Below are 14,952 nucleotides of genomic sequence, written 5' to 3'. Positions count from 1 at the left end.
CGCTAGCTTTTTTCTTTCGCTTTGGCTTCGTCCCACAGCGCGTCCATCTCTTGGAGGTTCGAGTGCGCGGGAGATGAGCCGCGTTGTTCGAGCTGCTGCTCGATGTAGGCGAAGCGGCGTGTGAACTTGTCGTTGGCAGCGCGCAGCGCGGTTTCAGGATCGATCTTCAGGTGCCGCGCGACGTTGGCGACGACAAACAGCAGATCGCCGAATTCTTCGACGACCGCCGGGTCATCAGTTGCGGGTCTGCCGCCATGCTTGTCGATCTCGGCGCGCAATTCGCCGATCTCCTCCTCGAGCTTGGCGAATACCGGCTCCAAGGAGGGCCAATCGAATCCGACCTTGGCGGCTTTGTTCTGCAACTTTATGGCGCGCGTCAGGGCCGGCAGTCCGATGGGAACGTCCGCGAGAACGCCGCGGTGAGCGTCGTTGCCTTTCTCGGCGGCTTTGACCTTGTCCCAGAAGCCGGGCGCTGCGCCGGCGGCGCGCTCTTCGGGTGTGCCGAAGACGTGTGGATGCCGGCGGATCATCTTCGACGTCACCGCTTCAACGACGTCACCGAAGGCGAATGCGTCCTGCTCCTCGGCCATGCGCGAATGGTAGACGACCTGCAGCAGCAGATCGCCGAGCTCGTCCTTGAGGTGAGGAAGATCTGCGCGCTGGATGGCGTCGGCCACCTCGTAGGCTTCCTCGATCGTGTAGGGCGCGATGGACGCGAAGTCCTGCTTCTGATCCCAGGGGCAGCCGGTTTCGGGATCGCGCAACGCTGCCATGATCTCGATGAGGCGGGAGATGTCTTTGGATGGCTTCATGCGCGGCAGCCTAATGGATGCCGCAAACAACTTCGAGTGCCAGCGGTGCGGCGATTGTCAGCGGCTCGCGGGGACCCAGGGTGTCGGTAGCAGCGTCACTACGGCAAGCGGGACGAGCCAGCCGAGCCAGGCGGCGCAGCCGTAAACCGGATCAAACGGCAGGTCGTAGCCGGTCGCCACGGTGGTGGTCAGCCGGACCCAGAGCGCGCCGGATGCGACGGCCGCCATCATCAGCATGAGGCGCGCGTGATCGCCGTAACGTCGACGCCGTATGGCGGCGATGCCGAGCGCGATGAGTGCTAGCCAGACGATGCCCTGGGCGAGGAAGCCCAAGCGCGCGGCGAGGACCGAGTGGCTGTAATATGCGACCGGCAGCGAGGTGATGGCGCCGAGCAGCACTAGAGCCGCAGCTGCATATCCGAGCGGGCGGTGCCAGGCGCGGGTTCGGCGCAGGGCGATGACGGCAGGTATGAGCAGCAGAGCCGCCCCCGAAGCCAGCATGTGCAGCTTGAATATGCCGGGGAGGCGCTCATCGACGAGGAACAGATTGTAGGGCAGCGGGATCGCGCCAATCCCCTGAGACATGGCGACGAGGCCTGTCGGCAGTGCGAGCAGCAACACGCCGCAAATGACCGCAAGGCCCGGAGCGCGCGCGGCAAGGAGACGTAATCCCGACTTAATGCCGCCGGGCAGAAGTGCTGTTGTGGCGTCGTTGGACATTGCGCACGTTACGAGGCTTCAGATGTTGAAAGTGATATTGAGCGGTCTTTGTGTTCTGGCAGCGGCGGCACCGCTCGCGGCGGCGGTCAGTCCGGCGAGCATCGCCGGGCGGTGGCAGGGCAAGAGCTGGGCGCAGCAAGAACAGGAAGGCGCACTTACGCTCGACATCGTCCGTTGCGGCGAAGGGTGGTGCGGGATCACGGTCGCCGCCGACAACTCTTGCGGCGCGACGGCTCTCAAGATCGGGGCCGGCAAGACGGAGCCCGATAGCGACTACATCGTGTTCGAGGGCTCGCTCCAGCTGGCGCCCAAAACCGAGCCGTACGTGGTGCAGGTTTCCATCTTCGAGCCTGACGCCGACGAGGGGCCGGGCAAGCCGCTGAAACTGCAGATCACTGGCGATACCGGCGGCCAGTTCCGTGCCTACCGTCGGTCGTTCCCGTACGAGGCGCAGCTGGTGCGCTTGCAGGATGCGCTGTGCCACGCCCCGCAGACGGTGTCGTCACTGCGCTAACCGTGACGCCAGTGTTGTTTCGGCCTGCAGCTCCGGACTACGATGGCGCGGGCACGAGACGAAGTCGGTCGGCCGATGCCGGCGACGTGGGGCGACATGGTCATTTTCCGCATTCTGGCGAACGCCATCATCATGGCTGGAGAGCTGGCAGCCGTGATTGCGGTGGCCGCGCTGGCTTTCTACCACCCCTTCATCTTTGCCGCTGTGACGGCGGGGCTAGCTTTCTTATTTGGCCTCAAGCTGGAGGTCGCGCGGCTGCGCTACGAGCTGCCGTTCTATTTCGGGGGGCTGGCGCGGACGGCTGGGTTGTTCACTGGCATTGTCGGCTTCGTCGAAGCAGCGTTCAAAGGGATCGTCGCTGGGTTTGCGGCGCTGTTCACGTTCTCGGGGACCAACACCGACAGGCTGTTCCTCGTCACCGTGGTGTTCGGCATTTGCGTTTACGCGGGCGCTGCCTTGCTACGCTACCTGTCGATCAAGTCGGAGGCGTTGCCGATGCGCTGGGGCTACTTCCGGCTGGCGCCGCTGTTGGGCCTCTTGTTTTCGATCGGGATGACGCTGCTGGCAGTCACTGGCCTGATGCCGCAATCGTCGGTGAGCGACATCGGCTGGAAGATCATCTTCGAGTTGCCCGAGCGTCCGTCGATCGAACAGGTGAGCGAGATCCTGTTCCAGGTTAAGCAGGCGTTCGACCACTTCGTGGTGACGATGCTGAGCCAGGTGGTCGACGAGGGCGCCGCGCGCGTCATCGCCGTGGTGCTGAGCGTCAACGTGCTGTCGGGGTTCGTCAGCGCGGTCTATGCGGCGATGATCTCGCAGGCCGTCCGGCGCGCGGAGGAGACGCTGCTCTAGCTCTTGGCGCGAGCAAGCGTCTGCCCATCCGTCATTCGCATAATATATATTATGGAAAATGTTAGGTTGTGACCGGCGGTTTATCAAGGTGTTAATCCGCCGGTCAATCAGGCCCTTGAGGGCCTACTTGTCGCCCTTCTCGTAGTTGTCGGCGATGAACCGATCGAGCAAGCGCACGCCCCAGCCGGCGCCCCAGCTCGGGCTGATCTCAGACTTGGGCGCGTCCATGGCCGTACCCGCGAGGTCAATGTGCGCCCAGGGGGTATCCTTGACGAAGTACTTGATGAACGCTGCCGCCGTGCACGAGCCGGCATACCGGCCGCCGATGTTCTTGATGTCGGCGTTCTTGGATTCGAGCATCTTGTCGTAGGCCTTGTCGAGCGGCATGCGCCAGAGCTTCTCCCCTGTCGCGGCCGAGGCGTCGAGCAGGTCGGTGGCGAGGCGGTCGTCGTTCGCGAAGATGCCGGCGTACTCTTTGCCGAGGGCGACCATGATGGCGCCCGTGAGCGTCGCGAGGTCGATGATGAGGCGCGGCTTGAAGCGCTCCTGCACGTAGGAGATGAGGTCGGCGAGGACCAAGCGGCCTTCGGCGTCAGTGTTGAGCACCTCGACCGTCTGTCCGGAGTGGGCGCGGACGATGTCACCGGGGCGCGTCGCAGTGCCGGACGGCATGTTCTCAACGAGGCCGATGATGCCGATGACGTTGGCGTTGGCCTTGCGCTCGGCGAGGGCCTGCATGGTGCCGACCACGGCGGCGGCGCCACCCATGTCGCCCTTCATGTCCTCCATGCCGGCGGCAGGCTTGATCGAGATGCCGCCAGTGTCGAAGACGACGCCCTTTCCGACGAGGACAACAGGCTTGCCGCGCTTCGACTTGGCGCCGTTCCACTGCATAATGGCAACGCGCGCGGGGCGTACGCTGCCCTGGGCCACGGCAAGCAGTGCGCCCATCTTCAGGTCGGCGAGTTGCATCTCGTCCAGGATCTCGACCTCGAGGCCGACTTCCTCCAGCGCCTTGACCCGATCTGCAAATTCAACCGGCCCGAGGGCATTGGCGGGCTCGTTGACGAGATCGCGGGCGGTGACGATTCCGTCGGCGAGCGCGGCGTAGCGCACATAGGCGGCCCGGGCCTTGTCGGGATCGGCGCAGTGGATGACCAGCTTCTTGAGGCCATCCGGCTCGGCCGTCTCGTCGTCGGATTTGGCGGGCTTGGTGAGGTACTTGCGGAATTCGTAGTGGCGCAGTGCGGCGCCAAAAGCGATCAGGGCTGCGAGCTGGGCGGGCTTGATGCCGCCTGTTTCAGGCGCCTCGGCGATGATGCTCGCGGTCTTGGTCTTGCGGGCGCTGATGGCTCCGGAGGCCGAGCCACCGAGCAGCACCCAGTCATTTTCCTTGAAATCGCTTCCCTTGCCGGAGCCCAAGAGAATGACGCGGTTGGCGTTTCCCAGGCGCGGCGGCGCCAGCACTTCGATCGTGGACTTCTTGCGGCCCTTGTAATGAGCTGCTTCCGCCGCCTTTGTGAGCGCCCCGCCCGACTTCTGATCGAGCTCACGCGCGCGAGACGCTAGGGCGACGTCGTCACCAGCGATGAGCAAGACGGTCGGCTCGAGGTCGGCGGAAAGCGGCTCAAACACGATTTCAGGGCGGCTGGTCATGATGGGGAGGCTCCAAAGAAGCTTGTTGGACTGGGTGGCTTTCCACCACGCGCGCAGTCAGAGGAACGGGGCCCTGCCGCGGATAGCAGAAGGCCCCAGCCGGTGCGGCGAAGCGGGAAAAATCCGGACGTTGAAGTTTGGTGCTAAATCGTGGGACCCGCGCTGGCAAGCCGGGGGCCCTTAAAGGGGCATCACGCTCACGTGTGAGAGCAACGTTCCCTTTGTGTTCGGGCGCGCTGCCGCTGGGGGTGAAGGCGAGTGCGGAACGCTGCGGGAAGATCGCCAGGCTCAGCGTGTCAAGCCACTGGGGAAAAGCCGAATTTCCGCCACTGTGGGATGGAACGAAGCGCTATTGGGACGGGCACGGGGGCGTCAGGGTGGCAGCCCCCCTTCCAGCACAACTTGGTCTTGCATGGGAATTTTCGAAAGGTACGTCTTTCGGCAGGCCGGTTCCGCGCTGCTCATCATCCTATTGTCGCTGTCGAGCATCGTGTGGGTGGCACTCGCCCTGCGCCAGCTCAACGTCGTGACCAGCCAGGGTCAGGACGTGTGGATGCTCATCAAGATGACCACCCTGGCGCTGCCGAACCTGATGGCGATCATCGCGCCCTTCTCGCTGCTGATTGCTGCGATTCATACGCTGAGCCGGCTAAATGGCGACAGCGAGCTGATCGTGCTCACAGCGTCCGGTGCTACCGTCTGGAAGGCCGCGAGGCCCTTGCTGCTCTTGGCTTTTTTCGTGGCGCTGGGTGTAGCATTCGTCAATCACCTAGCGATGCCGTGGAGCTTGAAGATGCTGCGCGAGTACATCGTGCAGGTGCGCGCCAACATTCTCACCCAGGTGATCCAGCCCGGGGCGTTCTCAAGCCCGGAGGAAGGGCTGACGTTTCATATCCGTGAGCGGTCACCAAGCGGCGAATTGCTGGGCCTCATCGTTCACGATACCCGCAACAAGGACCTCAACCAGTCGTACCTCGCTGAGCGCAGCGTGATCGTGCAGCGCCAGGCGTCGAACTTCATCGTGATGAGCAACGGGCACATCATCCGCCGCACGCCCAAGGACGAGCCGTCGCAGATCATCGCCTTCCAGCAGTACGCGGTCGACCTCGACCAGTTCGAAAAGAAGATGGACGACGACGACATCGAGGATCTGAAGCCACGTGAGCGCTACCTGAGCGAGCTCCTGTACCCTGAGCCGAGCAGTGGGAGTTTCCGCAAGGCACCCGGCAAGTTCCGGGGCGAGTTGCATGAGCGTTTCTCCAACCCGCTCTATCCGCTGGCCTTTGCTCTCATTGCTCTGGCGGCAGTTGGACAAGCCCATTCGACCCGCCAGAACCGCGGGCAGCAGGTCGCCGTGGCGTTCGTCCTGGCTGCTTCCTTGCGCCTCGGGGGGCTTGCCCTGAACAATGTCGTCGTGCTCAACGCCGCCGCAACGCCTCTGCTTTACGCGCTTCCGCTGGGGGCCATGCTGGGGGCGCTGCTGGTGATGGAGCGTGCGCGGCGGAAGCTTACCACTCCGCGGTTCCCGGGCATCATCTTCGATCCGATTGTCGAAGCCGTGAGCAAGCTGATGAGTTTTATGCCTGGACGGCGAGCGGCCGCTGGCGCTGCAGCGGGGCGGAGGTAAGCCGCCATGCTATTCGGACCGCGCACTCTGGGCTTCTACATCGGCAAGCGGTTCCTGCTGGCGATCTTTGCCGTCTTTATCCTGTGCTCGGTGCTGATCTTCCTGATCGATTTCGTAGAGTTGCTGCGTCAATCCGGCAAGTACGGCGAGGTTTCGGTGGTGACGCTGGCGTTTATCGCGCTGCTGCGGCTGCCCGCTTATGCCGAATTTCTCATTGCGTTTGCGGTGCTCGTCGGGTCGATCGCGGCTCTGCTGCAGCTCAGCCGCAAAAGCGAGCTGACCGTCATGCGGGCGGGCGGCATGTCGGTCTGGCAGTTCCTGCGGCCGGGCATCATCGTGGGATTCATGGTCGGGCTGCTGACGGCCATGGTGTTCAATCCGCTAGCGGCCGCCGGCCGAACCGCAGCCGAGAGCGTCTACGCCGAGGCCTTCGGCAAAGAGACCAATCTTCTTCGCTCGAAGTCGGGCGCCTCATGGCTCCGGCAGAATGGCACCGACGGCCAATCGGTGATCAACGCAGCCATCGCCACCAACCGGGGCCTGACCCTGCATGGCGTCTCAGTGTTCATCTTCGACAATGATGGGCGCTTCGTGGAGCGCGTCGACGGGAAGCGTGCGGACCTGCACGAGGGCTATTGGGAGGTCACGGAAGCGTGGGTCGTGCGCATCGGCCGGGAGCCGGAAAAGTTCGATACCTACCTAGTATCCACATACCTTACACCGGATCGCGTCGCAGATGCGCTGGGAACGATGTTTTCTGTTTCGTTCTGGGAACTGCCGGCCCTGATCGAAGTGGCTGAAAAGGCGAAGCTTTCCGCAAGCCGCCTGCGCATCCAGTATGAAACTTTGGTGTCAAGGCCTCTTCTGTGCGCAGCAATGGTCCTTTTGGCGGCCACTGTGTCGTTGCGGTCATTCCGCGGCGGAGGCATCCAGACTATGGTCATCACAGGACTGGTGGGGGGGTTTGGCTTCTTTCTACTTTCAGAAGTCTCCCGACAAGTCGGCGTGGCTGGGTTGACGTCCCCATGGGCGGCGATCTGGTTGCCCGTGGTCCTCGTGATGATGGTCTCGGCTACGGTACTGTTACACCAGGAGGATGGCTGAGTGATGCGTTTAACGCGGGCACCGCATGAGGGTTGCGGATCGTCACGCGTCACCTGCCGGCACCGGAAGGCTGCTGGCTGGGTGCGTATGGCCGTGCTCGCGGTGGCGCTCAGTGCCTCGCTAGCGCCGGTCTCTGACGCGTACGCTCAAGACCCCTCAACGCTGGCGCCAAGCGTCCAGCGACAAAGCTCGTTTCCGAAGCAGAGCCTTGTTGGGCCCTCGCGGAACATCGATAAGTCGCAGCCGCTGTACCTGCAGGGCGATGAGCTCGTGTACGACACCGGCGGCAACAAGGTGATCGCGCGCGGCAACGTCGAGATCTATTACAACAACTACATCCTCACTGCTGACCAAGTGGTTTACGACCAGTCGGCCAACACGCTGACGGCCGTCGGCAACGTGGTGCTGAAGGAGCCGAACGGAAACATCGTCCGCGCGGATCGCTACACGCTCACCGACGACTTCCGGGATGGCTTCGTCTCGCAGCTTTCCGTGGTCGCCAGTGACGACACGCGCATTGCAGCGGAATCCGCGCAGCGCCGCGCCGGCAACACCACCGTGTTCAAGAACGGTCGCTTTACGCCTTGTAAGACGAGCGATGGCATGCCGCCGCTGTGGTGCTTGAGCGCTGCAACGGTGATCCACGATCAGCAGGCCGCGACGATCACCTATCAGGATGCACGCTTCGAGCTGTTCGGCGTGCCGATCCTCTATACGCCCTATTTCGAGCACGCCGACCCGTCGGTGAAGCGCAAGTCGGGCTTCCTGATGCCGCAGCCGTCGATCTCCGACAACCTCGGCTATGCGACCACCATTCCTTACTATTTCGCGCTGGCGCCGAACTATGACTTCACCTTCTACCCGATGGTGAGCTCGCGGCAGGGCATCCTATGGCAGGGCGAGTGGCGCCACCGTACGGAGAACGGCCAGTATTACATCAAGGGCTCGGGCATAGATCAGGACTACGCCACCCTGCCCTCGTCGATCGAAAACCGCGAGCAGTACGACGGTTGGCGCGGCAGCCTCGATACCAAGGGCCTGTTCAACCTCGGGAGCTGGTGGAAGTTCGGCTGGGATGTGACGACGGAAACGGATGACGAATTCCGCCGTTTCTACAAGCTCGACAACATCCTGCTCACCGATCGTGTGAACAAGATCTTCTTCAACGGCTTGTCGGACCGCAACTTCTTCCAGCTCGCGGCGTACGAGTTCACGGATCTGGGCTACACCACAGCGGGAACGAGCGAGACCAAGCAGTACGCCTATCCGATCCTGGACTATAACTATGTGTTCGCGGACCCGGTCCTGGGTGGCGAGCTGTCTTGGACGACCAATGCGCTAGCCCTCTCCAGCAATCAGGATGCCACGAGCTTTGCGCCGTTTGCTGACACGAACCAGCAGATGAACCGCGTGGTTACCGAGGTGAATTGGCGTCGTCGCCTGACGGATCCAATCGGCATCACCTACACGCCGTTCGCGCAGTTGCGCGGTGACCTCTATCAGATCAGCAACTACGTCGATCCGTACGACATCTCGGCGCCGCTCGACAGCACGTCACTTGCACGCGGCCTGGCGGCTGGCGGCGTCACGGTTGCTTATCCATGGGTTGCTAATACTGCCGGCGGGTCACACGTGATCGAACCTATCGGCCAGATCATCGCCCGCCAGGCTTCGATCGATCAGAACGGTTTGCCGAACGAGGATGCGCAGAGCCTCGTGTTCGACGACACGAACCTGTTCGAGATGACGAAGTTCTCCGGCTATGACCGGATCGAGGTGGGCACACGCGCCAACGTCGGTCTGCAGTATACCTTCCAGTCCAATACTGGTGGCTATGCGCGCATCCTGGCCGGCGAAAGCTATCATCTTGCGGGTACGAACCCCTACGCCGACCCCGGTCTCGATGTAAATGGCAACCCGGTGTTCACGCCCTACAGCGGTCTGCAGAACGATCGCTCGGACTACGTGCTCGGCGCCTATTTCGCCCCGTGGAGCTTCATCAACCTGATCGCTCAGTCGCGCTTCGACCAGTCGAATTTCGCCCTCGCGCGGCTCGACACGGGTGGGCAGGTCAGCTTCGGGCCGCTGGCGGTAAACGCAGTCTATGCGTACCTGAACACCGATCCGACCAATGGTATCGATACGGCTCAGGAAGACATCTATGCAAGCTTGGGCCTGCGCCTCACCGATCGCTGGAGCGTCGCTGCTGCGATGCGCTATGACATCGACGCGGACGAACTGGCCTCAGACATGTTCCAGGTCCGCTACGCCGACGAGTGCTTCGTGCTTACCGCCACGTATACGGACAACTACTACGTCAACCCGAACCTGACCGACGGCCAGACGCTCATGCTTCGCTTCGAGCTGAAGCACCTCGGAGAGTTCGGCTATTCGACCAGCGCGCTGGACTTCAACTTCAGCGAACAGCAATCGGGCGCCACGTCCAACTAACGGCGCCCGCTTGATCCGGTGTGCGGTGGCTGCGGCTTAACGTTGATTGAGGCGACCCGGCGGCGATTGCCCAGCCGTCACGTGAGCGCCAAGGTTTGCGTCAATAAGAGGTCATATTACCGGACGCACGCTCATTGGGCTGCTGCGGCCGGGGCCCCAAGGATGCGAAAGACCGCAATATAAGATGTCCTGCACGATCAGACCTAAACGGCACTCGTACTCCCGTTCGGAGGCAGCCCGCGTGCGGCTGCTGCAGACGGCTGGCGCGCTCGTCTTTGCTGCCCTCCTGGCTCTGCCCTTTACCGCGGGCTCCAGCGCAGCGCAGAACAAGCGTGTTGCCGTGGCAAAGGCCGAGACGACGGCAGACCGGCCGATCCAGTCGATTGTCGCTCTCGTCAACGACGAGCCGATCACCGGCTACGAGGTCGAGCAGCGTGTGGCCCTCGCCATGCTCGGCGCTCCGGAAATGCAGCAGAAGCTGCAGGCCCGCCTCAAGTCCCCGAAGATGAACGATGAATTCAAGGCCTTCGCAATCAAGCGGCTGCAGGCCAATCCTCCGAAGTCGGAGGCCGAGCAGCAGTCGCGGGTAAAGCAGCTGCAGGGCGAGTTCGTTGCCAACATCAGGCGGCAGATCGAAAAGGACTTCGTGCCAACCGCGCGCAAGCAAGCCCTCGATGAGTTGATCGACGAGCGCTTGAAGTTGCAGGAGGCCAAGAAGTTGAGCGTCGTTGCGGCTGACGACGAAGTCGAACGCATCCTGGCGGGCATGGCCGAACGCAACAAAATGAACACGGCGCAGTTCGCAGAGCATCTGACGAAGATGGGCGCGAACATTACTGTGATGCGCGAGCGCATCCGCGCCTCGCTGTCATGGACGGATGTGATCCGCCGCAAGTTCGGTCACCAGATCTCTGTTGCCAACCGCGACGTCGACAAGATGGTGGCCTCGGTTCAGGGACAGGACGACGTCGAGTTGCGCATCCATCGCGTGCTACTCAACCTGCCCCCGACACCGGATCAGAAACGCCTCGCCCAGCGTCTCAGCGATGCGGAGAACCTGCGAGGCCGTTTCACCGGCTGCAAAGGCATGGAGCAGATGGCACGCGGCGTCCCCGGTGCCCGCTTCGACAACCTCGGTGACCGCCGCCCGAGCAGTCTGCCTGAGCCAACCCGCAGCCTGCTGCTTGCCGCCCACGACGATGAGCTGCTGCCGGCGACGATCGGCGAGAACGGCGTGGAGCTGTGGGCCGTATGTGGCCGCAAGATCGTCAAGGCCGCAGATGCGCAGCGCGAAACAGCGCAGAATGAACTCCGACAGAAGGAGTTCGAGATCATGTCGAAGAAGTATCTGAAGGACCTGCGTACGGACGCTCATATCGAGTACCGCTGATATGAGCGCAGCGAGCCACGCGCGGACCCGTCGCCCCCTTGCCGTCAGCATGGGCGACCCCGCCGGCATTGGTCCAGAGATTACGCTTCGCGCCTGGCTGCAGCGGCACGATTACGCTATCGCGCCATTCGTGCTGTTCGGCGACAAAGAGACTTTGGCGGAGCGCGCGCGGCGATTCAGCCTGAACGTTGCCATCCAGGCGGTCTCATCGCCCGCAGAGGCGATCGAAGCGTTCGGCTCGGCGCTGCCGGTGTTGCATACACCGCTTCAGGTGCCCTCGCGTGCCGGTGTCGGCGATGTGGCCAATCGGGCGGCGATCATCGGTGCGATCGATGCAGCGACGGCGGCGGTAGTGCAGGGAGCGGCTGCTGCGATAGTCACGAACCCGATCGCTAAGCACGTGGTGCTGGGTGAGGATTTCCCGTTCCCTGGGCACACTGAGTTTCTGGCAGCGCTCGCGGAGCGCCACTACGGTCGAAGCTATCGCCCGGTGATGATGCTTGCGGGCGGCGGACTGCGGGTGGTGCCGCTCACCGTGCACTGTGCTCTGGCGAGCGTTCCCAAAGCCATTACGCGTTCGCTGATCTTCGAGACAGTGCGCATCACCTATGCGGCGCTGAAACGGGATTTCGGTATTGCCGCGCCGCGCATCGCCGTCACCGGGCTCAATCCTCACGCGGGTGAGGAAGGCACCATGGGCCGCGAGGAGATCGAAACCATTGCTCCCGCCATCGCCGATCTGCGTGCGGAAGGGCTATCTGTCACCGGGCCGCATCCGGCCGACACGTTGTTCCACGCCGCGGCGCGTCGTGGTTATGACGCCGTCGTTGCGATGTACCACGACCAGGCGCTCATTCCGCTGAAGACGCTCGCGTTCGACGAAGGCGTCAACGTCACGCTGGGGCTGCCGTTCGTGCGGACGTCGCCCGACCATGGCACGGCCTTCGACATTGCCGCTGAGGGTCGTGCTTCACCGGCCAGCCTCATCGCGGCGCTGAAGCTTGCCGCCGAGATTGCAGCAGCGCGCGCGGCCTCGCCATGACATCGGGCGAGCGCGAGATCTCGGGCGCCAGTCCAGATGGGTTGCCGCCGCTGCGCGAGGTGATCCGCGCATTCGGGCTCGAGGCGAAAAAGAGCCTAGGGCAGAATTTCATTCTCGACCTCAATCTCACGCGGCGCATAGCGAGAGCGGCTGGCTCGCTCGCCGGGCGCACAGTCGTCGAGGTGGGACCAGGCCCGGGCGGGCTGACACGCGCTTTGCTGCTCGAGGGAGCCGAGCGCGTGGTTGCGGTCGAGCGCGATGAGCGCGCGCGCGGTCCACTAGAGATGATTGCCCAGCGCTATCCGGGACAGCTCGAGGTGCATTTCGGCGATGCGCTCGAGGCCGACTGGCCGAAGCTGGTTGGCGCTGCGCGCGGAAAGGCAGTGATCGTCGCCAACCTCCCCTATGGCGTAGCCACCCTGCTGCTGACGGGCTGGCTCGACAGCGAGCCATGGCCGCCGTGGTTCGATCGTATGGTGCTGATGTTTCAAAAAGAGGTGGCCGAACGCATCGTTGCTGCGCCGAACAGCAAGGCCTACGGGCGGCTGTCGGTGCTGTCGCAATGGCGCAGCGCGCCGCGCATCGTGTTCAATGTCCCGCGGGAAGCTTTCACGCCGGCGCCCAAGGTTGAATCGGCCGTTGTCGAGTTCATTCCGCACAAGGAGCCGAACCCGCCATGCACCCCGCGCGTCCTGGCTCAGGTGACGGCAGCGGCGTTCGGGCAGAGACGCAAGATGCTGCGGGCGAGCCTGAAGCAGCTGACGCCTGAGGCAGAGCAGTTGCTCGAAGCTGCCGGTATTGCGGGGAACCTGCGCGCCGAGGATCTCACGGTGAAAGACTTCGCCCGGATGGCGCTCGTATTCGAGCGCTCAGGCCTGGGGCGCCGTTGACGGCGGTGGTGTCGCCACCGGGACGTGCGCGCCGACCGGGGTTGCATCGCTGCCATTTTCGTCGTCGGTGTTGGGCTCGTTGGCGAACAGGCGCAGTGCTGCTGCCAGCATGAGTATCGATGCAGGCTTCACCAGCATCTGCCAGCTAAGAGTATTCCCGAGCTCGGCCCAATCGGTTGCGAAGTCGACGACGAGATAGACGAGGATGGCGCTAATCAGCGTCGTCTTCAATTCGTGCATGCCGGTGGGGCGCATCCAGGCGCGCAGCTTCTTGCGGTCATGGCGCGCGAGCTTGAAGACGAAGCCAAAGACGATCGCGTAGGTGAAGATGGCGAGCACGATGCCGAACAGGAAGATATCTGTGGCGCCCATTACTGCAGCAGTGATGAGCTTGTGATCGGCATGCCGGTAGAGGCCTTCGGCCGCTTCAAACGTCAGCGCCAAGCCCTGCCAGAACATGATGAGCGCGCCAACGAACGTTCCAAATGCAGCGGAGAGCAACACGAGGCGTAGAGACAACGCGATACGCAGCATGATCGGTTCCGGCGCGGCTTTCGGGGCAGCACCCCTAGCACGTATGCAGTTACGGAATTGCCCTCAGCCGGCTCGCTTGTTCGCACAGTCGTTTGGCGCCGGCCTCCCCTTGAAGCGATCGGTCAGCCAGAGGACCGCAGCGTACGCACTCTTCTCGGCGGCGTAGCTGTGTGACGCGTTCTTCAAAAGGCGCAATGTGACAGGCGTACCGCTCGCGCACATGGCCTTGGCGAAGTTCAAAGTGATCTGGGGCTTCACGGTCGTGTCGCCGGTGCCCTGGGCAATGAAGACGGGCACCTTGATCGGCACCGCGCCGGGGGAGTTCTGCTGCATCAGGTCGCGCCAGGCCGGTTGTTGGACCGGATCCGTTTTGAGGAATGCCTTCTTCAGCGGCTGCGCCAGCTTCAACAGTTTGAGCATCTGGGAGATGGACTGGATGCAACTCTCGGCGACCTTTTCGAACCGCGCCTCTGCCCCCTCCTCAAGCACGCTGTCGAGCGGCAAGTTGTATGTCCGCGACCAGGAGAGCAGGGCCATGGCGGTGAGACTGTCGCCCGCAATCGATCCCTTCTGCGCTTTGAACAGCTCGACAAGATCAGTGGCCGGGGCGGCCGTCGCCAGTGCGACAAGCTTCAGCTCGGGCGCGTAGGATGCGGCGATCTCGCCGGTGAACAGCGCGGCGTGACCGCCTTGTGAGTGCCCCCAGACGGCGAAGCGGTTGGTTGCGTGGGTGCCGTTGAGATTGCGTGCAGCCCGCACGGAATCGATGACAGAGCGTGCCTCGCTGAGACCGACGAGATAGGCGTGCACGCCAGGCGCGCCGAGGCCTTCATAGTCGGTCGCGACCACGACGTAGCCGCGGGACAGCATGTCCTCCAACCCGGCTATCGTACCAGAGAGATTGGGCAGCAGTGTCGGCGCACAACGGCCGGCCACGCCCGTGGTGTAGTGGGCCCAAGCGATGATGTTGCGCCCTTCCTTGGGCGCTGGGCCCGCCGGATAGATCACCGTGCCTGACACCGCAACCGGCTCACCCTTCACGTTGGTCGAGCGGTAGATGATGCGAAATGCCTTAGCGTTGGCCGGCGCGCCGCCAATTTGCGGATGGATATGGAACACGTGACCCGGCTTCGCCTTGCGCAGCTCGGCCTGAGAGATATCCAGCTGTGCATACCCAGGTGCCGCGCTGGCTGGCTTCAGCCCGAATGGCGAGAACCAGGCGAAGAGGAGTGCCAACGCTAGCGCGAGCAGGCGATCGAGGTGGACGCAAATGCCGAACTGCACCGGATTACCCCTGATTGTAGAAGCGACACTACAGCTCGCTGCGTATGCTGTTTTCCAGGCTGAGCGCCGGGCAAAC

The 14,952-nt window shown here is 63.1% G+C and carries 13 protein-coding genes; 8 read left to right on the top strand and 5 right to left on the bottom strand.

Going from position 1 to position 14,952, the window contains the following annotated elements:
• Positions 1-2: 2 nt before the first annotated feature.
• Together mazG and ACP15D_RS02095 are read right to left on the bottom strand one after the other, a co-directional pair.
• Positions 3-812: a nucleoside triphosphate pyrophosphohydrolase gene (gene mazG, locus ACP15D_RS02100; protein ID WP_424955916.1), complete on the bottom strand. Its 810-nt coding sequence runs from the start codon at positions 810-812 to the stop codon at positions 3-5.
• A 57-nt stretch (positions 813-869) separates the two neighbouring features.
• Entirely contained in the window at positions 870-1,532 is a 663-nt protein-coding gene (locus ACP15D_RS02095) for a DUF2306 domain-containing protein (RefSeq protein ID WP_424955915.1), read from the bottom strand.
• A gap of 22 nt (positions 1,533-1,554) precedes the next feature.
• Between ACP15D_RS02095 and ACP15D_RS02090 the strand changes: the two genes are divergently transcribed.
• Together ACP15D_RS02090 and ACP15D_RS02085 are read left to right on the top strand one after the other, a co-directional pair.
• A complete protein-coding gene (locus tag ACP15D_RS02090; protein ID WP_424955914.1) occupies positions 1,555-2,046 on the top strand; it encodes a hypothetical protein in 492 nt (163 codons plus the stop codon).
• 42 nt (positions 2,047-2,088) lie between these two features.
• Positions 2,089-2,898 (top strand): hypothetical protein, encoded by an 810-nt coding sequence (locus ACP15D_RS02085; RefSeq protein WP_424955913.1) that lies wholly within the window; start codon positions 2,089-2,091, stop codon positions 2,896-2,898.
• A gap of 123 nt (positions 2,899-3,021) precedes the next feature.
• On the opposite strand, the gene ACP15D_RS02080 is transcribed toward ACP15D_RS02085, so the two are convergent.
• Complete coding sequence (locus ACP15D_RS02080) at positions 3,022-4,554, bottom strand: leucyl aminopeptidase (RefSeq protein WP_424955912.1); 1,533 nt, start codon at positions 4,552-4,554, stop codon at positions 3,022-3,024.
• 412 nt (positions 4,555-4,966) lie between these two features.
• Between ACP15D_RS02080 and lptF the strand changes: the two genes are divergently transcribed.
• From lptF to rsmA, 6 genes are all read left to right on the top strand, one after another.
• Positions 4,967-6,181 carry an LPS export ABC transporter permease LptF gene (lptF, locus tag ACP15D_RS02075; protein ID WP_424955911.1) on the top strand — a complete coding sequence of 405 codons (1,215 nt, stop codon included), beginning with the start codon at positions 4,967-4,969 and terminating at the stop codon, positions 6,179-6,181.
• A 6-nt stretch (positions 6,182-6,187) separates the two neighbouring features.
• On the top strand, positions 6,188-7,285 hold the full coding sequence (lptG, locus tag ACP15D_RS02070; protein ID WP_424955910.1) for an LPS export ABC transporter permease LptG: 1,098 nt from the start codon (positions 6,188-6,190) through the stop codon (positions 7,283-7,285).
• Positions 7,286-7,288: 3 nt separating this feature from the next.
• The gene (locus ACP15D_RS02065) at positions 7,289-9,736 is read left to right on the top strand and encodes an LPS-assembly protein LptD (protein ID WP_424959157.1); all 2,448 of its coding nucleotides are present in this window, start codon (positions 7,289-7,291) and stop codon (positions 9,734-9,736) included.
• Positions 9,737-9,977: 241 nt separating this feature from the next.
• Positions 9,978-11,126, top strand: a complete 1,149-nt coding sequence (locus tag ACP15D_RS02060; protein WP_424955909.1) for a SurA N-terminal domain-containing protein — start codon at positions 9,978-9,980, stop codon at positions 11,124-11,126.
• Between the two features lies 1 nt (position 11,127).
• Entirely contained in the window at positions 11,128-12,168 is a 1,041-nt protein-coding gene (gene pdxA / locus ACP15D_RS02055) for a 4-hydroxythreonine-4-phosphate dehydrogenase PdxA (RefSeq protein ID WP_424955908.1), read from the top strand.
• Positions 12,165-13,058 carry a 16S rRNA (adenine(1518)-N(6)/adenine(1519)-N(6))-dimethyltransferase RsmA gene (gene rsmA, locus ACP15D_RS02050; protein WP_424955907.1) on the top strand — a complete coding sequence of 298 codons (894 nt, stop codon included), beginning with the start codon at positions 12,165-12,167 and terminating at the stop codon, positions 13,056-13,058. Before pdxA ends, rsmA begins: the two co-directional genes overlap by 4 nt.
• Here the strand turns inward: rsmA and ACP15D_RS02045 are convergent.
• Positions 13,038-13,592, bottom strand: coding sequence for a YqhA family protein (locus tag ACP15D_RS02045; protein ID WP_424955906.1), 555 nt, complete (start codon positions 13,590-13,592; stop codon positions 13,038-13,040). The genes rsmA and ACP15D_RS02045 overlap by 21 nt on opposite strands.
• Positions 13,593-13,655: 63 nt before the next feature.
• Entirely contained in the window at positions 13,656-14,876 is a 1,221-nt protein-coding gene (locus ACP15D_RS02040; protein ID WP_424955905.1) for an alpha/beta fold hydrolase, read from the bottom strand.
• Between the last annotated feature and the right edge of the window lie 76 nt (positions 14,877-14,952).

Source organism: Hyphomicrobium sp. 1Nfss2.1 (assembly GCF_965243865.1).
Lineage (GTDB): Bacteria > Pseudomonadota > Alphaproteobacteria > Rhizobiales > Hyphomicrobiaceae > Hyphomicrobium_A.
Note: the sequence above shows the minus strand (reverse complement) of the source record. Positions and strands in the feature narration are given on the sequence as shown.